Below are 23,243 nucleotides of genomic sequence, written 5' to 3'. Positions count from 1 at the left end.
TTTACAAAGGATATGGGCGTAAGGCCACTAAGTAGTCTTACACCCTATCGTTTTAGCAAATATTAGTCTACTTCTTCGAAGTCAGCGTCTACAACGCCATCGTTATTTGAAGATGCTTGTTCAGTTGCTCCTTCTTGTGAAGCACCAGCTGCTTGTTGAGCTGCGGCAGCTTGTTCATAAAGTTTAACAGTTAAATTTTGTACCACTTCATTTAAAGCGTCACGTTTTACTTTCATAGCTTCTAAGTCGTTTGCTTCTACAGCTGCTTTTAATTCATCACGAGCTGCTTCAGCTTTTTGAACGTCACTAGCATCTACTTTACCGTCTAATTCTTTCAATGTTTTATCAACAGTGAAGATTAATTGGTCAACTTCGTTACGTAAATCTACTTCTTCTTTACGTTTTTTATCTGCTTCAGCATTTGCTTCTGCATCTTTCACCATACGTTCGATTTCTTCATCAGATAAACCTGAAGAAGATTTGATTGTAATAGCTTGTTCTTTACCAGTTCCTAAATCTTTAGCACGAACATTTACAATACCGTTTTTATCGATATCGAATGTTACTTCGATTTGAGGCACACCACGAGGAGCAGCTGGAATATCTGTTAATTGGAAGCGACCTAAAGTCTTGTTGTCCGCTGCCATTGGACGTTCACCTTGTAATACGTGTACGTCTACTGCTGGTTGGTTATCCGCTGCAGTTGAGAATACTTGTGATTTGCTTGTTGGGATTGTAGTGTTACGATCGATTAATTTTGTGAACACGCCACCCATTGTTTCAATACCAAGTGATAATGGTGTTACGTCTAATAATACGATATCTTTAACGTCACCAGAGATAACCCCACCTTGGATTGCAGCACCCATCGCTACTACTTCGTCTGGGTTTACTGATTTGTTAGGTTCTTTTCCAGTTTCGTTACGAACAGCTTCAACAACTGCTGGAATACGAGTTGAGCCACCAACTAATAATACTTGGTCGATATCTGAAGCTGATAAACCTGCGTCAGCTAAAGCACGACGAACTGGTTCTTTTGTACGTTCTACTAAATCTTGAGTTAATTGATCAAATTTAGCACGAGTTAATGTTACTTCTAAGTGTAATGGGCCAGCTGCACCAGCAGAAATGAATGGTAAGCTGATTTGTGTTTGAGATACACCTGATAAGTCTTTCTTAGCTTTTTCAGCAGCATCTTTCAAACGTTGCATTGCCATTTTATCGCTTGATAAATCAATACCGTTATCACGTTGGAATTCTTCTACTAAGAAATCAATGATTTTTTGGTCGAAGTCATCCCCACCAAGATGGTTGTCACCAGCTGTTGATAATACGTCGAATACGCCATCTCCTAATTCAAGGATAGATACGTCGAATGTACCACCACCAAGGTCGAATACTAAGATTTTTTCTTCGTGGTCAACTTTATCAAGACCATATGCAAGAGCTGCTGCAGTTGGTTCATTAACGATACGTTCTACTTCTAAACCAGCGATACGACCAGCATCTTTAGTTGCTTGACGTTGTGCGTCGTTGAAGTATGCAGGTACTGTAATAACTGCTTTGTCTACTTGTTCTCCAAGATATTCTTCAGCATATCCTTTTAAGTATTGTAGGATCATTGCTGAAATTTCTTGAGGTGTATAAGATTTACCTTCGATTTCTACTTTATATCCTGTTTCGCCCATATGACGTTTGATAGATGCAATTGTATTTGGGTTTGTTACAGCTTGACGTTTTGCAACTTCACCTACTTGGATTTCTCCATTTTTGAACGCTACAACAGATGGTGTTGTACGGTTTCCTTCTGGGTTTGCAATAATTTTTGCTTCGTTACCTTCTAAAACAGCTACTGCTGAGTTTGTTGTTCCTAAGTCAATACCAATAATTTTACTCATATTTAATTCACTCCTATTAATGAAATTTATTATTTATTTTATGATTCGTCTTCTTATTGTGAGACGATGACCATTGCTGGTCGTAATACACGATCTTTTAATTTGTATCCTTTTTGATACACTTGTACCACGCGGTCTGCTTCTTGCCCTTCCTCAACAGGAACGGTTTGAACAGCGTGATGTAAAGTAGGATCAAAAGGTTGGTTTAAGGCATCGATTTCTTCGATACCTTCTTCTTTTAGTGCATAAAGGAAACCTTCATACACCATCTCAACACCTTTTTTAAGGTTTTGAGCTTCTTCTGATTCACTTGGAGAAGCGATGGCTCTCTCAAGGTTATCAATCACATTTAATAAGTTTTGCGCAAGACTTTGACTGCGATATTTTGCAGCATCTTGTCTTTCTTTTGCGTTTCTCTTTTGGATATTCGAGATTTCAGCAGAGAGTCGATATACTTGATCGTTCAACTTCTCTACTTCTTGTTGTAATTTCTCTTCATTCGTAAGTTCTGTTTTGGTTTCTTCAGTAACTTCTTCTTGAGGAGCTTCATCTGCAACAATTTTTTCTTCTTTTAATTCTTCTTTATTGTTTTGTTCATTTGTTTCCAAGATTTCATCTCCTTACTCTATAAGTTACGATAATAATCTTCTATCGTGGTTGCTAACTCTTCCCTGAGTCCTTTTACAATTGATAATACATTCGAATACGGCATATTCTTTGGTCCAAGAAGCGCAATCAGTCCTGTATCTTGGTTTGGAGTTTCGTAACTAGCTGTTACCAAACTAAAGTCACCAAGTAACGGATGATCCATTTCTGATCCGAGCCTAATTTGAATATCTTGATGATCATTTGTCACAAGTTGATGTAACTTCGACTGATCATCCATCAATTGATAAATTCCTTTGAGTTGATCCACATTAGCGTGATGATCAAAGTAATTTAACAAATATCTTCTTCCTGCAACATGCATTCGATCATTTTCGAAACGATTCATCATTTCTTGAATCACTTTGACGATTTGAATTTGTGAGTTCATGTAGCGGTTCATAAGGATTGGAAGATCCGTCTTTAATCGTTTAGCAACGATATCTAGCGGTACTCCAATTAATTCATCATTGATAATGCGAACCACTTTCTCTAAATCACTATCGTCAATAGCTCCCGGAACCGTATATACTTTATTTTCAACCAAACCATTACTGATGACTATGATTGCCATCACTTGATTTGGATTTAAACGAACAAGTCTAAATCCCGATAAGGTTGCTGTTTTCACTTCCGGTCCAAAAGAAATTGCTGTGTAGTTCGTTAATGTTGCTAGTATGTCAGCAGATAAACGAAATACATCTTGAATCTCTAATGTTGACTGTTGGAAAACTTCACGAATTTGATTTCGAACGCTTAAAGAAACAGGTTGCTTTTGTCTAGGTAGAATGTTGTCGATATAGTAACGATATCCTTTATTAGAAGGAACTCGCCCAGAAGAAGTATGGTTCTTTTCAAGATAGCCCATCTCTTCTAGCTTCATCATCTCGTTACGAATCGTCGCTGAACTAAATGGTAATTCAGCAACTTCCATCAACTTCTTCGACCCGACCGGCTCCAAAGTTTCCGTATATAATTGTATGATTAATTGTAAGATTAGCAATTGTCTATTGGTTAACATCATAGTCACCTCTCTTTAGCACTTGACTAAGACGAGTGCTAACCACATTTATAATTTAACACATTGGTCAAATTAAGTCAATATAAAAATACTAGGACTTTAGACTGATTTTTTGAAGGTTTTGTACTACAACTATTGCCGTAGATAAGGCATTTCTACTATATATTGAATGTCTTTTGGTTTTCCTTTATAATTTTTTTATAGAATAATCTATAAGTTTATAGAAAGGAACATCAAAATGAAGCTTAAACATTTCACACTTGCTTTTCTTTCAGTTTTCCTATTTGGCTTCTTTTTCTATAACAGCTCTATAAAAGCTGCTGAAAGTCAAACTGTTAATGTAACTACGGTGGATATAGATACATTAACCCCAACTGAATTAAGCAATATGATAAATGGTACTCCTTCGGGATCAGTTTCTTCGAACGCTACTGTAAAACTAGTTTATAAGAAGAAAGCATGTCCTGTTGATAAGCCAACATTACCAAATACTGGGGTTACAAGTAACTTAGCAGCAATCATTTTCGGTTCACTGCTATTAGTTTCTAGCTTACTTTTAGTTAAGTCTTCTAAAGGAAGAAAATTAATCATACTCTTCGTATTAGGTGGAACAAGTATTGCGCTAGCAACTCCTGCAATTGCTTCGACAATTGAAGTAATTGGTGAAACTAAACTGTTTTCTATTTCAGCTTTGAATGATATTACTATTCCAGAAATTGAGTGCTACGAGTATGTTGGTTACATTATACCTACTGTAGAAACGACAACTGTTGAGTCAACAACTTCAGAAACTGTATCAACTGAGACTACTGAAACAACTGAAGATACAACAATTGTAACAACAACTACCGAAGCGGAAACGACAACCGCTCAAACAGAGACAGAGGTAACTGTTCTCCCGGGAACACCATCTCCACCTTAATCAAAAGACAAGGGACAGCTGTTCTAGCTGTCCGTTTTTATTTCTATATTTTCCTTTGAAAGGAAAAATAATGATTTCACATTTCTTTGCAAATTTTCATTATTTCCATTATAATTTCATAAATAAAAAGAATGAAAAAAGAAAGGATTTATTATGAAATCATTCAAAAAATTAGTAGCCCTAATTTCTTTAGCGTTTTTAACAGCAATTTTCGCTTCTAATTTTACTTCTGCATATGCAGATAGTACGACTAAAGTGAACATCACGAATGTTGATATTGCTTCACTTTCTAATTCTGAAAAAGAATTAATCATCTCTGGGAACCCTTCGGGAGCAGTAAACTCTACTACTTCTGTAAAATTAGTTTACAAGAAAGTGGCTTGTCCAATTGACAAACCTTCTCTTCCTAACACTGGAACATCAACAAGTTTAGTGACACTTGGAGCTGGACTTTTAGTATTAGGTGCAGCCTATGCTCTATTAAAATCAAATAAAGGTAAAAAGTTAATTACTATTTTATTTGTGGTTGGAGCTGGTAGCATTCTTGTCGGATCTGTAGACGCTTCGCAAGTGACCTTAAACGGTGAAACTAAAGTAGTCTCTATTTCGCAATTAGAAGAAATTACTGTAGATGAAATTGACTGTTATGAATATGTTGGATATATCATTGTTAGAGGTGATGAAACAACAACGGTTACTACTGAAAGTGGAACTACTAAAGTAACAACAACTGAAACACCTACAACAGAGACACCTACTACTGAAGGTCCAACAACTGGTGAAACAACCACTGAGGAAACTACAGAAGAAACAACTACAGAGCAAACTGAATCTGAAGAAGAAGTAACTATAAAGCCAGGTACTCCTGCTCCAGCTTAAAGAACTCTATAAATACAATAAGAGGTAGATTTTACATCTACCTCTTTTAATTTACTTCATTCATATAAATGGTTTCATAAAACGGAATTAATTCCTTCAATGCGTCCGCAAGTTCTTCTTCAATTCCATCTTTGGTACTTTCAAGAAATACTGGCCTTCTTAAAATGACTTTACGTATTTCTCCTTCTTTGACAGCTTCTATTAGTTCATCTCTATTAGATACGTTTCCTTCGTATGCTGTTGCATTCTTTTGAAAATCAGATGCTACGTATAGAATGTCACGATTAGGTTCACATTCCAACACTTTGTTTTGTAACCTCAGAGAGCGTTCGTTCATTTTACGTTCGATAAAACTCAATTCTACATATACGCCCAATTTATCGTCATTATAAAACAACCGTAATGCAAAGGATGGATTTCCTTCATCTTGCCCCTCTTCGATAAAGTATCTCCAAAAAGCGGGTCTTGCCACTTGAGCTTGATTCATCCATTGACTAACTCGGTCCATGCGAAATGACTTAAAGTTCTTCTGAAACACTTCTGTTAACTTCGTGAATTCCTGTCTTGCATCTTGGCCAGCTTTCTTCAACTGTTCCATTTCTACTGCAATTTCTGGAAATTTTACTGGATTTTTATATTTAACTTTGTCATACCGAAAGAAATAACTCATCTTTTCAATTGAAATCATGATTTTCCTCCTGAATATGGCTCTTCAATCGGTCAATCATATAGACACCCACATCTATAATTGGAATATTTGAGAGCTGTTCTAATTCTCTCTTTACATATGGAAAATGTGTACACCCTAATACGACAGCTTCGATTTCTGTACTCTCAAAATAATGGAAAAGACTTTGAAAATCAAATTGCTTAATAATCTCCTCTTGGGGTTTGCCAGTTTCAATCGCTTTAACAAGTTCTAACATCGTCACACCAAAAACCTTAAGATTAGGATTGGCAATATATAGATTGTTTTCTACCCCAGTTAACCCATGAGAATTAGCTGCCATTACAGCTAAATAATCATGTTCTACTCCAAGTGTTCGATACATTTGCATCGGAGTAATCATTGGGAGTTTATATTCGTCTTGCAATTTATCAAAATTTACAACAGAACTGAGTGAATTACAATAAACAAAAATAGCATCGATGTCATTTTTCATCCCATCAATCACACTTCTAATATACTGATCTCTTTCTTCTTCCTCTAAGGATTGAAAAGTTGTTTGTTCGACTGGATTATTAGAAATAGGAACAGAGATTGTTCGAGTGAATCCATTTTTCTTTAATAAATCGACACCTAACTTCGTGTCCATTGGTGTTCCTGCCATTACAGCAATCCGCATTTACATTACTCCTTTATAAAAAATAAGGATGAACACTTGGCTCACCCTTATTTCGATTCATCATTATTTAGTTGCACGACGTACGTATGTACCTTCTGCAGTGTTAACTTCTAAGTACTCTCCTGCTTCGATGAAGTCTGGAACGTTAACTACTAAACCTGTTTCCATTGTAGCTGGTTTACCAGAACCTGTAACTGTAGCACCTTTGATTGATGGTTGAGTTTCAGTAACTTGTAGTACAACTGTTGATGGTAATGAAACCCCGATTACTTCAGAACCGTAGAATTGGATTTTAACTTCCATGTTTTCTAAGATATATTTTAATTCTTGTTCGATTGTTTCTTCAGGAATTTCGTATTGTTCGTATGTTTCTAAGTCCATGAATACTCCAACGCCATCTTGGCTGTATAAGTATTGAACATCTTTAGTATCGATATGTGCACGTTCTACTTTTTCATCAGGACGCATTGTTGTGTCTACTGTTGAACCGTTACGAACGTCACGGATTTTCATACGCATTACAGTGTTCCCTTTACCTGGTTTGTGGTGGCTGATTTCCAACACTTTAATTAATTTTCCATCAAGAATGAATGTCATTCCAGCTTTTAAATCACTTACGTTAATCATTTTCTGACTCCTTTAGTTAAAATTTTACTTTCTATTTATACCACATTTTCTTAAAAAATGCACTCTTTTCAGTAATTTTTTAATCTACAAGATTCCAACACGTTTAAAGATTAAATCTACATTCTTGATATGGTAGTGATAATCGAACGCATCATCTAGATCTTCTTTACTTAGAGTAGCCGTAATTTCAGGTTGCTCTTCTAAAACAGAACGGAATGGTAATTTTTCATCCCAAGCTTTAGCTGTACATGGTTGTACTAAATCATAAGCTTTTTCACGACTCATTCCTTTGTCGATCAGCTTCAATAATACTCTTTGACTGTAAATTAAGCCAAAAGTCGCATCCATATTGCGTAACATATTTTCTGGGAATACCGTCAAGTTCTTAACGATATTACCGAAACGACGAAGCATATAGTTCAATAAAATCGTGCTATCTGGAATAATAATACGTTCTGCTGAAGAATGCGAAATATCGCGTTCATGCCATAAGTTCACGTTCTCATACGCAGTCACCATATGTCCTCTGATCACACGAGCCAGTCCAGCCATATTTTCAGAACCAATTGGATTTCGTTTATGTGGCATTGCTGAAGATCCTTTTTGCCCTTTTGCAAAGAACTCTTCTACTTCACGTGTTTCAGATTTTTGTAGCCCACGGATTTCTGTCGCGAATTTTTCGATACTTGTCGCAATTAAAGCGATTGTAGAAAGGTAATCCGCATGTAAGTCACGAGATAAAATCTGTGTAGAGATTTCTTGAGGACGAATCCCTAATTTACGACATACATATGCTTCCACTTCAGGAGAAATATTGGCAAATGTTCCAACTGCTCCACTAATTTTACCAGCTTCAACCCCTTGGGCTGCACGTTCGAAGCGTTCAATATTCCGTTTCATTTCTGAATACCATAACGCTAATTTTAAACCAAACGTGGTTGGTTCAGCATGAACTCCATGCGTTCTACCCATACAAACCGTATCTTTATAAGCTAAGGCTTTTTCTTTAATGATTTCTAGGAAGTCTGCTAAGTCTTTACGTAAAATATCGTTGGCTTGTTTCAACTGATAACCATAAGCTGTATCCACCACATCTGTACTCGTTAATCCGTAGTGAACCCATTTCTTTTCTTCACCAAGACTTTCAGAGACACATCTTGTAAATGCAACAACATCATGTCTTGTTTCTTCTTCAATTTCCAAAATACGTTCTACCGTAAATTTTGCGTTTTTACGAATCTTTTCTACATCTTCTTTTGGGATTTCTCCTAATTCAGCCCAAGCTTCATCCGCTAAAATTTCAACTTCTAGCCAACAGTTATAACGATTTTCATCAGACCAAATTTTTGCCATTTCTGGACGTGTGTAACGTGTAATCATGATTTCCTCCTAATACAACTCCATAGTAACATGCGTGATTCCAACTATATCATACGGATCTGAAACTACTTCAAATCCAAGTGATTCATATAATTTTACTAAATGTGCTTGTGCATGGACTTCAATGACAGTATCCACAAACCACTCTTTGCATACTTCTTTAGCGCGTTCTAACAATGCACGACCTTTTCCTTTGCCTCGGTATCTATTATCTATTAATACTCGACCAAGAAGGATCTTCTCTTTTTCAGGAATAATGCGTAAATAAGAAATCACTTCATTAGCATCATTCATCTCAAATAGATGCCAGGAAATTGTATCGGTATCATCGATTTCTTGATAATTCAACTTTTGACCCACAATAAAGGTTTCAATTCTAGCTTTATAAATGGCTACAATCTCTTCTTTTGTTAATTCATGGTAATTCTTTAAATACCACATAGAGAATCAACCTCTCTTCGCTTTGAAATAATTTCTTGTATTTTCCTCATCTTGTTTCAATTGGTCAATCAAAGCCTCAATACCGTCAAATTTCAATTCTGGTCTTAAATACTTCAACCATTTCACACGAACTGGTAAGTGATAAATATCTTTGTCAAAATCGAGTATGTTTACTTCGATCGTTACTTTATGGACATCATCAAAAGTTGGATTAATGCCAATCGATGCCATTCCTGGAAGCCATTGACCTTCTACTAGCATTTCAACGACATAAACACCATTTTTTAATAGGAATGTATCATTTGACACTTCAATATTCGCAGTTGGGAACCCAAGCATTTTACTGCCTCGTCCAAAGCCATGAACAACGACTCCATCCATCATGTAGTCATATCCTAACAATTTATTTGCTTCTTCAATACGCCCTTCTTGCAATAAATCTCTCACAGCTGTCGAACTAATCTTCCCACTATCGTTCTTTTGTTCAGAGATGGTAATAATCTCAAAACGATTCGAAGCATACTTTGGTAATAATTCCATGTTCGCAATGTCTCTCTTGCCATAAGTGTAATCAAAACCAGCTACAATGACTTTTGCATTTAATCCAACAATATATTGTTCGACAAATTCTTGCGGAGTGAGAGCTCCAAATTCCTTAGTAAAATCAACTAAATAGAAAATATCAACACCTAGTTCTTCTAATAATTCCTTCTTACGTCCTAGTGGGGAGACATATTGAATGCTCTCAGGATCCACGTTTTGAAAAATAACAGATGGATGCTGATTAAAAGACATCACTGCAACTTTAAAGCCGCGTTCCTGTCCGACTCTTTTGGCAGTAGTAATCACTTCTCTATGCCCTAAGTGGATTCCATCAAAGAAACCTAAAGCAAGGACAATCGGTTCTTGAAGTACCCACTCTTTTTTATAAGGGTGTGTTAACTCTATTGTTTGCATTCTTCTCTCCTTTCTATAACATTTTTATTGGTTTTAATAAGCCTTTTTTTATCGGATGAGGAGCATAAATTGAAACGAGTTGCCCTTCATAATAACAAGCTGTCGGCGATTCAATTTGAGGAAATTCAGATTGTAATAATAGCGCACCATTTTTAAAACGAATGAATTCATCTTGGGTCAAATCCATTCGTGGATAGTCTTTAAAAACTAAATCAACTGGTTTTAGGACTTCTTGCGCTTTATCTTTTTGAGCAAGTCTATTTAGGTCTTCTAACGTTATGCAATCATCCGTTTGAAAAGGTCCGCTTTTCACTCGGGTTAATTGAGACATATGCGCTTCAACCCCCAGCGCTCTTCCTAAATCAACAGAAAGGGTTCGAACGTAAGTCCCTTTACTACAACTCACTTCAAACTTCCATGATTGCGTCTTCGATTCCTCATTATAAACAGGTTCTGAAATTCGTCTGAAATCATAAATCATTGCTTTTCTGATGGGACGTTCTACCTCTTCTCCAGCTCTTGCATATTCGTAAAGACGCTTCCCGTTCACTTTAACCGCAGAATACATCGGTGGAATCTGAGTAATTTCTCCAATGAAACTTTGCATTTTTTCATCTATTTCTGGAATAGAGAAAGGATATTCAATTGGAGATGAAGCAACAATTTCCCCATGTGCATCTTCGGTCTCGGTTGAAAATCCTAATGTAATTTCACCTTGATAAACTTTATTGGCTTCGTGAAGATTCTCAACAACCTTAGTCGCTTTTCCAATACAAATTGGTAACACTCCATCTACTTCAGGATCGAGCGTTCCAGAATGGCCGACTTTTTTTGTTTTTAATAATTTTCTGACCTTATAGACACAGTCAAATGACGTCATGCCTTTTTCTTTCCATAACGGAAGGATTCCGTCCATCCCATTCATCACCTCAGACTTTACATTTGCTAACCTATTGTATCATAATTCACCCTTTTCCACATAGATTATGAATATAGCTTTTTATGCGAAAAATATGGTATTATAAATAAGTAAACTTATTTGATAGGAGTGACTTTAATGTCTAAAGTATATATTGTAACGGACTCAACAGCAGATTTAACTGAAGAAGAAGTAAAACAATTTGAAATCTCTATCGTTCCAATGAACATCTCAATCGATGATGAAAATTATATCGATGGCGTAACAATTACTAAAGAAGAATTTAAAGAAAAAATGATTGCAAGTGCTGAGCTTCCAAAAACAGCTCAACCTTCTATTGGACGTTTTGTAGAAGTATATGATGAACTTGGCAAAAACGGAGATTCTGTGATTTCAATTCAGATGATGCGTTCAATAAGCGGTACTGTCGACGCTGCTCGCCAAGCAGCTGACATCACAGAAACAAATGTCACTGTTGTTGATTCGGACTTCACTTCCAGATCCATGGGGATGATTGTTAAAGAGGCCGCTAAAGCAGCTCAGGATGGAAAAACAGTTGAAGAAATTTTTGAGATTATTGAAGATGCTAAGAAACGCACTACTCTTTATTTAACAGTTGTTAACTTAGACAATTTAATTAAAGGTGGCCGTATTAGCCAACTAATGGGAATGTTCTCTAACTTACTGAATATCAAATTATTCCTTCAAGTCATTAACGGGAAAATTGAAATCATCCAAAAAGGACGAGGCTTAAAATCGCTTCAAAAGAAATATGATGAAATCTTTGAACAGATGAAATCAGCTCCAAAGGGGATTCAAGAAATCGGAATTATGCATGCAGGCTTAAGTGACTTTAACGAAGGAAATATCGCTCGTGTACGTGAGTTATTCCCTGATGTACCACTAACAATTGTAACAACTTCACCAATCATCATGAGCCATACAGGCGTAGATGCAATGGCCATTACTTACTTAGAAAATAAATAAAAAAATAAGCAACTAACTCTCAAAGCGAGAATTAGTTGCTTTTTTGTTAGTTTAATATTTGTCCAATAAAGATACCAACATAAGTACCAATAATGTATCCAAGCGTCCCTACAAGCATTGTAGGAGCTACGAAACGATGCCATCCTTTAGAGATAGCCATCGCTGCAGCTGTTGTTGGTCCACCGATATTTGCGTTTGAAGCAAGAATGGCTTCTTCCACTGTGAATCCGAAAATTTTTGCACCAGCAAATGTCACTGCCATGTTCACAAAAACCATGATAGCACAGAACACTAATAACAATGGAGACTTTTCAATGATTGCTCCGATTGAAGCTGGAATTCCGATAACCACGAAGAATAAGTATATCAAGAAAGTTCCAATTTCATTTGCTCCACTAATCTTCTTGAAGTATTTTGCAAAAATCGTTGAGCAAGCTACTGTTAAAGTAGTTAGAATTAAATATTTATTCGAAACTAGTTGAATAAAGCTGTTATCCCCTAGACCGGAAATAAATTCAGATAAAGTAAAGCTAATTGTTACGATAATAACAGAAATCGCAAAAACAAACGCTACATCTTGAACAGTGATAATTGTATCTTTGCCATAAGCTTTTTCTTCTTCCTCTTTGACACCTTCTGTATAAGCAAATTTAAAATGCTTTTTGAAGAATCCAATTGAAGGAATCATCAGTAAGATTAAGAAATAGAATACCATTAATAAGTTATCCGCAACTGTTGCAGCAGAAATCAATTCTTTTGGAATCTCAAAAGCGGATGAAACAGCAACAAAGTTTACTCCTCCACCGATATAACTTCCAACCATCATTCCAGCGATATGGTTTAGTACTGGAATAGCTTTAGATAAGGCTAAATACCCTAGTACTGCCCCAAGAACAGTCCCTACAGAACTGATTAGGAAGATAGCTAATAATCGTCCACTCTCTTTCCAAATTTGTTTTAAATCGCATTGGAATAAAAGCATTGGGATGGCTAAAGGAACAACAACTCCCCAAACTTGATCATATACAGGCGATTCTGTAGGAATTACTCCTAAATTACTTAATGTCGCTGCCATTAACAGACCTATAATCGCTCCACTAATCTTTGCAGCCCATTTATATCGATTTTCTAAAAAGATACTGATAGTCGCAATCCCAACGATAATAGACCACAATACCCATGTATTATTTGCATCAATCATAAAACACCTCTTCTGGCTTTTTAAATACACACGAAAATTATCATATATGATAATTTTTTACTAAAAAGGCAAAAGAGTTGTTTCTGTTTGATGTCCTTTTGCCCTTAAAATTATTATCTTTGTTCGTCTTCTTCTTGAATTGATTTTAAAAGCTCATCGATATGATTACCGTAATCCACTGATTCATCACGTTTAAAAATCAATTCTGGAGTCTTGTACAATGAAAGACGTTTGCCTAATTCACGACGGATTAAGCCTTTTGATTTTTCTAAACCACGTTCAGTCGCTTGACGTTCACTAGCTAATTTTTGAAGTGTTGTATAGTAGATAGTTGCAATTTGCAAATCACCAGTTACTTCTACTTCAGTAATTGTAATTTCTTGTACACGTGGGTCACGCACTTTTTTAGATAGGATATCATTTACTTCTCGTAAAATTTCTTGTGACACACGTCCAACTCTAAAGTTTGCCATTTTGTCTCCTTTCCAACGAAAGAGGCACTGCAATCAGTCCCTCTTTGTTCTAGTTAAATCATAAATTTCTTCTTAAATTTGGTCGATTCAAAGCGAATTTTCTCGCAAAAGCTAAACAGTCGGTCTCACACTATTTGGATAACGGCTTGAAAATTCTGAATCGACGTGCGTTTCCCGAAACATCCGCACGACTATTCTAGTCGCTTACGGTGTTCCGGTCCAACGGTTCGATTCAACCCGAATTTTCTCGCACTATTTATATAACGGCTTGACCTCCTAGCTTTGGCGTCCACTTCGTTAAGCTTCGTAAAATCTTTGCGATTTTCCTCTCCTTAACTCCAGTGTTCCAAAGCTAAACAGTCGGTCTCACACTATTTTCTTTTAATCTCGACCATTTCGTATGCTTCGATGATATCGTCTACTTTAATATCGTTGTAGCCTTCAATCATGATACCGCATTCGAATCCAAGTTTAACTTCTTTAGCGTCGTCTTTGAATCGTTTCAAGCTTGCTAATTCACCTTCGTAAATAACAATGTTATCACGGATTAAACGAACTGAGCTTGAGCGTTTAACAACACCTTCTAATACGTATGAACCAGCAATTGTTCCAAGTTTAGATACAGTGTATGTTTCACGGACGATAGCTTGACCAGTGATTTTCTCTTCGAATTCTGGATCTAACATACCTTTCATCGCTGTTTCAATTTCATCGATTACGTTATAAATGATACGGTGTAAACGAATATCTACTTGATCAGATTCAGCTTGAATCTTCGCTTGCGGCGTAGGTCTTACGTTAAATCCAATGATAATCGCGTTACTTGCAGTAGCAAGAGTAATATCACTCTCATTGATTGCCCCTACAGCTGTATGGATAATCTTCACGCGCACGCCTTCTACTTCAATCTTTTGTAAGCTTGATGCTAATGCTTCTACAGAACCTTGTACGTCAGCCTTGATGATGACATTAACTTCTTTCAATTCTCCTTCTTTTAATGTAGAGAATAAGTTATCTAATGTAATACGGCTTGAAGCGTTACGTTGTTCGATTAAGGCACGTTTCGCACGTTCTTCACCAGCTGAACGCGCAGTCTTTTCGTCTTCGAATACTACGAAGCGGTCACCGGCTTGAGGTGAAGCGTTAAGACCAGTAATCTCAACTGGAGTCGCTGGTAAAGCAGTTTTCACACGACGTCCTTGGTCATTCACCATTACACGGACACGTCCAAATGTATTACCAACAACGATTGGGTCCCCAACTTTAAGAGTTCCTTCTTGAACTAATAATGTTGCGATAGGTCCTTTTGTTTTATCTAAACGAGCTTCGATTACAGTACCTAAAGCTAAACGGTTAGGATTTGCTTTCAACTCTTGAACTTCAGCTACTAAAAGAATCATTTCTAATAACTCTTCAATGTTTTGGTTGAATTTCGCTGAAATCTCAACGAAAATTGTGTCTCCACCCCATGCTTCAGGAACAAGTCCTAAATCAGAAAGTTCTTGCATTACACGTCCAGGGTTCGCTGCTGGTTTATCGATTTTGTTCACAGCAACAATAATTGGAACATCTGCTGCTTTCGCATGGTTAATCGCTTCGATTGTTTGTGGCATTACACCGTCATCGGCTGCTACTACGATAACTGTAATATCAGTGATATCCGCTCCACGCGCACGCATTGTTGTGAAGGCCGCGTGTCCTGGAGTATCTAAGAATGTAATTGGTTTGCCATCAATTTTGATTTGGTACGCACCGATATGTTGAGTGATACCACCTGCTTCACCCGCTACAACTGAAGAGTTACGTAATTGGTCAAGCAATGTTGTTTTACCATGGTCAACGTGTCCCATGATTGTTACAACTGGAGGACGTACAGTGCTTTCAGCACCTTCTGCAGCTGCTTCTTCAAAGTACACATCTAAATCAGAAATATCTTTTTCGATTTTTTCTTCAGCATCCATACCATAGTCTGCTGCTAATAATTCAATTGCGTCTTTAGATAGACCTTGGTTTAAAGTCGCCATTACTCCTAATAGGAATAATTTTTTGATGATTTCTGCTGGTTCGCGTTTGATTTTCTTCGCTAATTCAGCAACTGTCATGCCATCTGTATACACTAAAACTTCTGGTAATTCGTGGAATTTACGTGCTGGAACAGCTGGTTTAGCTTTTTGTTCATCACGACGGTTTCCTTTTTTACCTTTTTGGTTACGGTTTTTCTTGCTAAAACCATCATTGTTAAAATCGTTAAAACGTTGTTGGTTTTTTCTGTCGTTATTGCGATTGTTTCTTGGTGATTCGAAACGATCGTTATTGTTGTTTGGTTTTTGATTGTTACGTGGACGTTCTACTTGTCCTTGTTGGTTTGAACGAGCTTCATTACGTGCTGGTTCTTTCTTAAATGAAGGACGGTTTCCATTCGCGTTTTGTGGTTTTTGGTTTGGACGTTCTTGATTTCTCTTATCGTTTTGCTCATGACGTCTTTGATTTTGAGAATGGTTACGTTCTTGATTTTGTTTGTGTTGTCCTTGTTTTGGGCTGTGGTCTTCTCTCTTTGTAAATTCTTTCTTAGGAGCGTGACCTTTTTCTACTTCTTTTTTAGGTTCAGCTTTTTTCACTTCTTGTTTTGGAGCAGGTTTTGCCTCTTTCTTCTCAGCTTTTGGTGCTGATTTAGCAGCTGGCTTAGAATTCCAAGCTCCTTTAATTTTTGAGATTTCAGCTTCTTCCATAGTAGACATATGGCTATTGTATGAAATACCTACTTCTTTTGCTTTTTCAATAATTTCTTTACTAGCCACGTTTAATTCTTTCGCTAATTCGTATACGCGAGTTTTCGACATAGTCTCACCTTCCTATTCGTTCATATCGTTAAATCCCTTCATCTTCAGTAGACTCTTTGTAAACCCTCGATCATCAACTAAAACGATGGAACGTCTTTTGCCAATTGCTAAAGACAATTCATCCGTTTCAAATTGCTGAACAAAAGGAATTTCATAATATTCACATTTGTTTTTGATTTTTTTAACCGTGTTTGCACTACAATCTTTGGTACAAATCACTAAATTTCCTTTTTGTCTTTGAATACTTTGGATAACTTGCTCCTCACCACTAATCAGTTTACGAGCAGCTGTTGCCATTCCAAGTAAATTCAAAGCTCTTTGTTTAACGAGCTCTTCCATCACTAAACAACTCTTTTCTTGCTTTTTGATGTTCTACATAAGCGAGAAGTTCTTCGTAAAATGCATCTGGAATTTCAATTTCTAATTGTTTTTCAAATAGACGGTTTTTCCAAGCTTTCTCAACTAATGTAGGTTCAAGAGTAATATAAGCGCCACGGCCGTTTACTTTACCAGTTGGGTCAATTTGTGCAACGCCTTCAGCATTACGAACAATACGAACCAACTCTTTCTTCGGCATCATTTCACCAGAAGCGATACAACGGCGCATCGGAATCTTTTTCTTTTTCATCGTGCACCTCCTGTATTTTATTCTTCTTCAGAAGAAGTTTCTTCTGTTTCTTCAACAACTGGATTTGCTAAATTTTCTAAATACTCTTCATAAGCAGTTTCAGATTTAATATCAATACGGTATCCTGTTAATTTCGCAGCTAGACGTGCGTTTTGACCACGTTTACCAATTGCAAGAGATAATTGGTGATCTGGTACAACAACGATACAACCATTGCTATCATCATTAAATTCAACTTTAAGTACTTGAGCTGGGTTTAATGCGTTTTTGATGTAAATTGCTGGATCTTCGTTCCATTCCACGATATCCATGTTTTCACCGTTTAATTCTTCAACAATGTTATGAACACGTTGTCCGCGAGGTCCTACGCATGTTCCAACTGGGTCTAAATTAGCATCGTTTGAACGAACAGCTACTTTAGCACGGTCTCCTGCTTCACGAGCGATAGAAACGATCTCTACAACGCCGTCGTAAATTTCAGGAACTTCTTGTTCAAATAAACGTTTTAATAAATCTGGATGAGTACGGCTTACGAAAATTTGAGGTCCTTTAGTAGTGTTATCAACTTTAGAAACTAAAACTTTGATACGTTGATCAGGTAAGTACTCTTCTGTAGGAATTTGGTCTTGTTTGGCCATACCAGCAACGATACGACCAAGGTTTACGTACACGTAACGGAAATCTTGACGATCAACAACACCTGTCATGATTTCATTTTCGTATTGGATGAATTCATTGTAGATGTTTGTACGTTCAGCATCGCGAAGACGTTGCATAATCACTTGTTTAGCTGTTTGAGCAGCAATACGTCCGAAGTCTTTAGGTGTTACTTCAAAACGAATTTTATCGCCAACTTCATATGCTTTGTTTTTCGCATGCGCCTCTTCTAGGCTAACTTCGAGAGTTGAATCGAATACATATTCAACAACTTCTTTAACTGCATATACATGCATGTTGCCTTTCTTTTGGTCAAACTCCACTTCAACGTTTTGAGCTTGTCCGTAGTTTTTCTTATATGCAGACACTAACGCTGCTTCTAAAGCTGTAATCACGACATCTTTAGAGATTCCTTTTTCTTCTTCGAGAACAGTTAATGCTCGTAGCATTTCTTTACTCATTTGTTTACTCCTTTACTCCTTAGAATTTGATTGCAAGACGTGCTTTCGCAATATTCTTACGATCAATTGTAAATTCTTTTGTTCTAGTTTTGATTTGTACGTTTAATGTTACCGTTTCTTCATCGACTGAAAGAAGAGTTCCTTCAAGGAATTTCTCACCTTCAACGTTTTGATAAAACGATAAGTGTACATATGAACCAATCGCTGCTTTTAATTCTTCCTCGTTTCTTAACGGGCGCTCTGCACCTGGTGAAGAAACTTCTAAGAAGTAAGCTTGTGGAATTGGATCTGGGTCTTGTGAATCAAGAATTTCACTAAATTTTTCACTCATAAACGCGCAGTCATCTAAATCGATACCGCCCGGTTTATCTAAGTAAAAACGTAGAAACCAATTCTTTCCTTCTTTAACAAATTCTAAGTCGAATAACTCAAAGCCTTCTTTTTCAATTACTTCTTTAGTAAGCTCTGTTACCGTCTCAGTTACTTTACTCATAGCCTCAACCTCCTTGCTACTTGAGTCCATGTCGATAAAAAGAGTGAGCGTTTCCGCTCACTCTCCTCTCAACTACTATTCTACTTTGTTAGTATACCATATACTTTGTTAAAATACCAACTATTGTGATATTAGAACAAATCATCGAATAATGATAATTGGTTTTCATCTGGTAAGTGGTCTAAGACTTTGTTTTCTGTCATATAGTCAATAAGCGTCTTCGATACTTTACCACGTGTCGCCAAATCTTTCTTCGATAGGAATGGTTGTTCTTGTCTTGCTTCAACGATTTTGTTTGCAACGTTCAAGCCTAATCCTTGAATCGCTCTAAATGGAGCAATCAGTGAATCACCTTCGATGACAAAATTACTTGCTTCAGATTTATCCACGTCGACCATCTTGAAGTGGAAACCACGTTCCACCATCTCGTTGGCTAATTCAAGAACGGTTAGCAAGTTTTGTTCTTTCGTACTTGCTTCCATTCCTTTTTCGCGAATTTCTTTAATACGTTTCTTAATCATCTCTTTCCCTTGTGACATGGCAACGATATCGAAATCTTGCGCACGCACTGAGAAATAAGCACAGTAGTATAACAATGGTTTATGAACTTTAAACCAAGCTACACGTAACGCCATTAAAACATACGCTGCCGCATGGGCTTTCGGGAACATATATTTAATCTTTAAGCAAGATTGAATATACCATTCTGGGACATTGTTTTCTCTCATAATCGCTTGGAAGTCGTCAGGGATTCCTTTCCCTTTACGTACTCCTTCCATGATTTTGAAGGCAATCCCTTCTTCAACGCCTTTATGGATTAAATACACCATGATATCGTCACGACAACCGATAACATCGGCAAGCGGAATATTGTGAAGACGAATTAATTCTTCAGCATTTCCAAGATATACGTCGGTACCATGCGATAATCCTGAAATTTGGAGCAACTCAGTAAATGTTGAAGGTTTTGTTTGTTCTAACATTCCACGAACGAATTTCGTACCAAATTCCGGAATACCAAGTGTCCCCGTATTGGAGTCGATTTGTTCAGGAGTAACTCCTAACACTTCAGTACCACCAAAGATTTTCATCACTTCTGGATCATCAGGTGGAATCGATTTCGGATCCATTCCTGATAAATCTTGTAACATACGAATCACGGTAGGATCATCGTGTCCAAGAATATCGAGTTTTAATACATTATCGTGAATTGAATGGAAGTCAAAGTGGGTTGTTCTCCACTCAGCACTCAAATCATCTGCCGGGTATTGAATTGGCGTAAAGTCGTATACATCCATATAGTCAGGAATTACAATAATCCCACCCGGGTGCTGACCTGTACTACGTTTAACCCCTGTACATCCACTAGCTAGACGTTCAATTTCTGCTTGACGAAGTTCGAGTCCCAAGTCACGTTCATATCCTTTTACATAACCAAAAGCAGTCTTTTCAGCAACCGTACTGATGGTTCCTGCACGATATACATAATCTTCCCCGAACAATACTTTTGTATAGTTATGCGCTTGTGGTTGATATTCCCCACTAAAGTTCAAATCGATATCGGGAACTTTATCTCCGTAGAATCCAAGGAAAGTTTCAAACGGAATGTCGTGTCCGTCTTTAACCATCCTCGTATTACATCTTGGACAATTTTTTTCAGGTAAATCAAAACCTGAGCCTACTGATCCATCATCAAAGAATTCTGATAATTGACATTGAGGACAACGATAGTGTGGGGCTAATGGATTCACTTCGGTAATTCCTGTTAATGTCGCAACTAGAGACGAACCAACAGACCCACGTGATCCAACCAAATACCCGTCCTGATTACTCTTTAATACAAGTTTTTGAGCAATTAAATAAATTACCGAAAAACCATTTCCAATAATACTCTTTAGCTCTTTTTTAATACGATCCTCAACAATTTTAGGTAGAGGGTTTCCATACCATTCATGTGCTTTATCGTAACTTAATTTAGTTATCTCGTCAGCGGCGCCTTCAATTTTAGGAGTAAATAAATCATCTTTCACTGGAGTAATTTCTTCCAATTGTTCGCTAACCCAATTCGAGTTCGTCACGACAACTTCATAAGCTTTTTCTTCACCAAGAAACGCGAATTCTTTTAACATCTCATCAGTCGTTCTCAAGTGTGCATCCGGATATTCTTGAGGAACCCCATTGTTTAATGATGTCAGAAGAATCTCGCGATAAATCTTGTCTTCTGGATTTAAGTAGTGAACATTCCCAGTCGCTACAACTGGTTTCCCTAACTCTTCTCCCAGACGGACTAAGTTTTGAATAATCTCTTCTAAATGATGCTCGTTCCGAATTAATTCTTTCTTGATTAAAGGTCGATAGATGGCTTTCGGCATAATTTCAATATAGTCATAGAATTTAGCCTTTTCTTTTGCCTCGTTGTACCCTTTTTGCATCATCGCTTCGAATACTTCCCCTTCAGCACATCCTGAACCTAATAGGAACGAATCACGACGGCTTGAAAGCATACTTCTTAAAATACGAGGGACGCGGTAGTAATACTCGATATTGGATTGAGATACAACCTTGAACAATTCTTTTAGTCCAGCTTGATCTTTTGCAAAAATCGTCGCATGGAATGGACGCCCGTTTTTAAAGACTTCCTCTGGATGAATATTGGTATTTAATTCATCGTGATATAAGAGATTATGCTCTGTAGCTGCTTCTTTTAAGAAAATATGACATAAATAACCCGTTGTCTCAGAGTCATACACGGCACGGTGGTGTTGTTCAAGTGCAACATTATACCGTTTCGCTAAAGTATTTAAACGGTGAGACTTCAGTTGTGGATGCAACATACGAGACAATTCTAAGGTATCGATAACTGGTTGATTTGTTTTTGGAATTCCCACATTTTCGTATCCTGTGTTTAAGAAGCCCATATCAAAACTTGCATTATGCGCTACAAGAATACAGTCTTTAGAAAATTCATGGAACTCTTTTAAGACTTGTTCTGCTGATTTTGAGCCTTTTACCATCTCATCAGTAATCCCTGTTAATTGAATGGTTGTTGCTGATAATGGATGACCTGGATCGATAAATTCTTCAAACTTGTCAACTACAACACCATTTTTCATTTTCACGGCGGCTAATTCGATGATGCTATCATAAATCGCAGAAAGACCGGTTGTTTCCACGTCGAAGACCACATAAGTCGCATCTTCTAATAAAATATGCTGTGGATTATAGGCAACGTTCACATGATCATCTACGATATTTCCTTCTAATCCGTATAAAATCTTAATGCCGTTTTTCTTACCAGCCCCGTGTGCCTCTGGATAAGCTTGTAAGTTGGCGTGGTCTGTTATCGCAATCGCCTTATGTCCCCATTTAGCCGCTTGACTAATCAAGTCGCTTGGAGCATTCGTTGCATCCATCACTGACATATTCGTATGCATATGCAACTCAACGCGTTTTTCGCCTTCTGCCTTATCTTTTCTACCTTCACGATTCACAGCGTTCATATCACGAATAATCATTCCCAATTCTTGAGAAAATTTATTCACTTCAATCGTACCGAACGCTCTAACCCATGTTCCTTTTTTCAACCCTTCAAGCGCTTGTTCATCTTCAGGAGTTGATGGGAATAAAGTCGCACTGATGGAAGAAGTATAGTCCGTCAATTTAACATTTCCGAACAACTTTCCTTTTGCTTTACCACGACGAAGTTCGATATCAAAAATCTTCCCTTCGATAACAACATTGCGCTCTTCTTCGAAAATATCAGCAATAGCACGAACTTCACTATTGGATTTAATCGGTTTACCGTAAATAACACCTTCTGGTTTAGAAGAAGCTGGAGCACCTGATTTTTTTTGAGGCGCTTGGGAAGCAGCAAGTTGAGCCGCTTTTTGAGCTTCGTTAAACTCCTGTTCGATTTGTTGTTCTTTTTGAACAAACTCTTCTGCCATGCGGTCCTGCAACTCATCATCCACATGAATTTGAACGCCAAGCTTAGGGAAGCCAGCTTCCATATAAGCTTGTTGGATTCTTGGAACGCAATTATTCGTTAAGTGCGTCTTTGTTAATTCATTTGGGCAATGAAGTTTTAGTTGATTTTTCTCATATTTTGGAGTTTGATCCGCTAAAATTTGATGAGAAACTGCAGATTCATCCTTTAATGTTTCTAGCACATATTCCCAATAAGACTGAACGAGTTCCTCCGTCACTTCTGCCCCATCATCTGTTGTAATCACAGCTTTTCCACCGAATTGACGGTAAGTATCGTTCAGCGCATCAGTGAATAGTTTGAATTTCTCATACATAAAGATTACTGGATTATGAATATGGAACGTCCACGTTTTATCCAATTTCGAAATGTCGATTCGAACTAATTTCGCTTCATCAAATTCTGGAGAAAAAATACTAGTGTCAGCAAGATTAAATTGCTCGATCACTTTTTTCATTAAATCCTTTTGTGATTGACTCATGG

21 protein-coding genes are annotated in these 23,243 nt (G+C 37.2%); 3 read left to right on the top strand and 18 right to left on the bottom strand.

What is annotated here, in order from left to right; genetic code table 11:
• Positions 1-62 precede the first annotated feature (62 nt).
• Genes dnaK through hrcA form a run of 3 tightly spaced genes read right to left on the bottom strand, consistent with a single transcriptional unit; the run spans position 63 to position 3,567 of the window.
• Positions 63-1,898, bottom strand: coding sequence for a molecular chaperone DnaK (gene dnaK, locus O3798_RS03680; protein WP_371463368.1), 1,836 nt, complete (start codon positions 1,896-1,898; stop codon positions 63-65).
• Between the two features lie 53 nt (positions 1,899-1,951).
• The gene (grpE, locus tag O3798_RS03675; protein ID WP_371463366.1) at positions 1,952-2,506 is read right to left on the bottom strand and encodes a nucleotide exchange factor GrpE; all 555 of its coding nucleotides are present in this window, start codon (positions 2,504-2,506) and stop codon (positions 1,952-1,954) included.
• A gap of 17 nt (positions 2,507-2,523) precedes the next feature.
• Positions 2,524-3,567 carry a heat-inducible transcriptional repressor HrcA gene (gene hrcA / locus O3798_RS03670; protein WP_371463364.1) on the bottom strand — a complete coding sequence of 348 codons (1,044 nt, stop codon included), beginning with the start codon at positions 3,565-3,567 and terminating at the stop codon, positions 2,524-2,526.
• A gap of 346 nt (positions 3,568-3,913) precedes the next feature.
• On the opposite strand from hrcA, the gene O3798_RS03665 reads away from it, so the two are divergent.
• Together O3798_RS03665 and O3798_RS03660 are read left to right on the top strand one after the other, a co-directional pair.
• Positions 3,914-4,486: an LPXTG cell wall anchor domain-containing protein gene (locus O3798_RS03665; protein WP_371463362.1), complete on the top strand. Its 573-nt coding sequence runs from the start codon at positions 3,914-3,916 to the stop codon at positions 4,484-4,486.
• Positions 4,487-4,639: 153 nt separating this feature from the next.
• A complete protein-coding gene (locus tag O3798_RS03660) occupies positions 4,640-5,365 on the top strand; it encodes an LPXTG cell wall anchor domain-containing protein (RefSeq protein WP_371463361.1) in 726 nt (241 codons plus the stop codon).
• A gap of 46 nt (positions 5,366-5,411) precedes the next feature.
• Here the strand turns inward: O3798_RS03660 and O3798_RS03655 are convergent, their stop codons facing one another.
• The 7 genes from O3798_RS03655 to truB all read right to left on the bottom strand — a co-directional run bounded on the left by O3798_RS03655 (position 5,412) and on the right by truB (position 11,032).
• Positions 5,412-6,053, bottom strand: a complete 642-nt coding sequence (locus O3798_RS03655; RefSeq protein ID WP_371463360.1) for an HI_0552 family protein — start codon at positions 6,051-6,053, stop codon at positions 5,412-5,414.
• Complete coding sequence (locus O3798_RS03650) at positions 6,040-6,711, bottom strand: glutamate racemase (RefSeq protein WP_371463358.1); 672 nt, start codon at positions 6,709-6,711, stop codon at positions 6,040-6,042. The genes O3798_RS03655 and O3798_RS03650 overlap by 14 nt, the downstream gene beginning before the upstream one ends.
• Positions 6,712-6,774: 63 nt before the next feature.
• A complete protein-coding gene (efp, locus tag O3798_RS03645) occupies positions 6,775-7,338 on the bottom strand; it encodes an elongation factor P (protein WP_005605540.1) in 564 nt (187 codons plus the stop codon).
• An 84-nt stretch (positions 7,339-7,422) separates the two neighbouring features.
• The gene (purB, locus tag O3798_RS03640) at positions 7,423-8,718 is read right to left on the bottom strand and encodes an adenylosuccinate lyase (RefSeq protein WP_371463356.1); all 1,296 of its coding nucleotides are present in this window, start codon (positions 8,716-8,718) and stop codon (positions 7,423-7,425) included.
• 9 nt (positions 8,719-8,727) lie between these two features.
• Positions 8,728-9,159: a GNAT family N-acetyltransferase gene (locus O3798_RS03635; protein WP_371463354.1), complete on the bottom strand. Its 432-nt coding sequence runs from the start codon at positions 9,157-9,159 to the stop codon at positions 8,728-8,730.
• A gap of 6 nt (positions 9,160-9,165) precedes the next feature.
• Positions 9,166-10,116, bottom strand: coding sequence for a riboflavin biosynthesis protein RibF (gene ribF, locus O3798_RS03630; RefSeq protein WP_371463352.1), 951 nt, complete (start codon positions 10,114-10,116; stop codon positions 9,166-9,168).
• 13 nt (positions 10,117-10,129) lie between these two features.
• On the bottom strand, positions 10,130-11,032 hold the full coding sequence (truB, locus tag O3798_RS03625; protein ID WP_371463350.1) for a tRNA pseudouridine(55) synthase TruB: 903 nt from the start codon (positions 11,030-11,032) through the stop codon (positions 10,130-10,132).
• Positions 11,033-11,173: 141 nt separating this feature from the next.
• Here truB and O3798_RS03620 point away from each other — a divergent pair, with 141 nt between their 5' ends.
• Positions 11,174-12,022, top strand: coding sequence for a DegV family protein (locus O3798_RS03620; protein ID WP_371463348.1), 849 nt, complete (start codon positions 11,174-11,176; stop codon positions 12,020-12,022).
• A gap of 46 nt (positions 12,023-12,068) precedes the next feature.
• Here O3798_RS03620 and O3798_RS03615 read toward each other — a convergent pair whose 3' ends face one another.
• The 8 genes from O3798_RS03615 to O3798_RS03580 all read right to left on the bottom strand — a co-directional run bounded on the left by O3798_RS03615 (position 12,069) and on the right by O3798_RS03580 (position 23,241).
• Positions 12,069-13,223, bottom strand: a complete 1,155-nt coding sequence (locus tag O3798_RS03615; RefSeq protein WP_371463346.1) for a DUF819 domain-containing protein — start codon at positions 13,221-13,223, stop codon at positions 12,069-12,071.
• A 113-nt stretch (positions 13,224-13,336) separates the two neighbouring features.
• A complete protein-coding gene (gene rbfA, locus O3798_RS03610; RefSeq protein WP_263089569.1) occupies positions 13,337-13,696 on the bottom strand; it encodes a 30S ribosome-binding factor RbfA in 360 nt (119 codons plus the stop codon).
• Between the two features lie 371 nt (positions 13,697-14,067).
• Entirely contained in the window at positions 14,068-16,536 is a 2,469-nt protein-coding gene (gene infB, locus O3798_RS03605) for a translation initiation factor IF-2 (RefSeq protein WP_371463345.1), read from the bottom strand.
• Positions 16,537-16,548: 12 nt separating this feature from the next.
• Positions 16,549-16,875 (bottom strand): ribosomal L7Ae/L30e/S12e/Gadd45 family protein, encoded by a 327-nt coding sequence (locus O3798_RS03600; protein WP_263089572.1) that lies wholly within the window; start codon positions 16,873-16,875, stop codon positions 16,549-16,551.
• Positions 16,859-17,164: an RNase P modulator RnpM gene (gene rnpM / locus O3798_RS03595; RefSeq protein WP_048712070.1), complete on the bottom strand. Its 306-nt coding sequence runs from the start codon at positions 17,162-17,164 to the stop codon at positions 16,859-16,861. The genes O3798_RS03600 and rnpM overlap by 17 nt, the downstream gene beginning before the upstream one ends.
• Before the next feature lie 17 nt (positions 17,165-17,181).
• Positions 17,182-18,282, bottom strand: a complete 1,101-nt coding sequence (gene nusA / locus O3798_RS03590) for a transcription termination factor NusA (protein ID WP_048712072.1) — start codon at positions 18,280-18,282, stop codon at positions 17,182-17,184.
• A 19-nt stretch (positions 18,283-18,301) separates the two neighbouring features.
• Complete coding sequence (rimP, locus tag O3798_RS03585) at positions 18,302-18,775, bottom strand: ribosome maturation factor RimP (RefSeq protein ID WP_371463342.1); 474 nt, start codon at positions 18,773-18,775, stop codon at positions 18,302-18,304.
• A 131-nt stretch (positions 18,776-18,906) separates the two neighbouring features.
• Positions 18,907-23,241, bottom strand: coding sequence for a PolC-type DNA polymerase III (locus O3798_RS03580; protein ID WP_371463340.1), 4,335 nt, complete (start codon positions 23,239-23,241; stop codon positions 18,907-18,909).
• Between the last annotated feature and the right edge of the window lie 2 nt (positions 23,242-23,243).

Source organism: Granulicatella sp. 20925_1_45, from assembly GCF_041433555.1.
In the GTDB taxonomy this organism is placed as follows: Bacteria; Bacillota; Bacilli; order Lactobacillales; family Aerococcaceae; genus Granulicatella.
The sequence above is the reverse complement of the archived record's forward strand: the minus strand, read 5'-3'. Positions and strand labels throughout refer to the sequence as shown.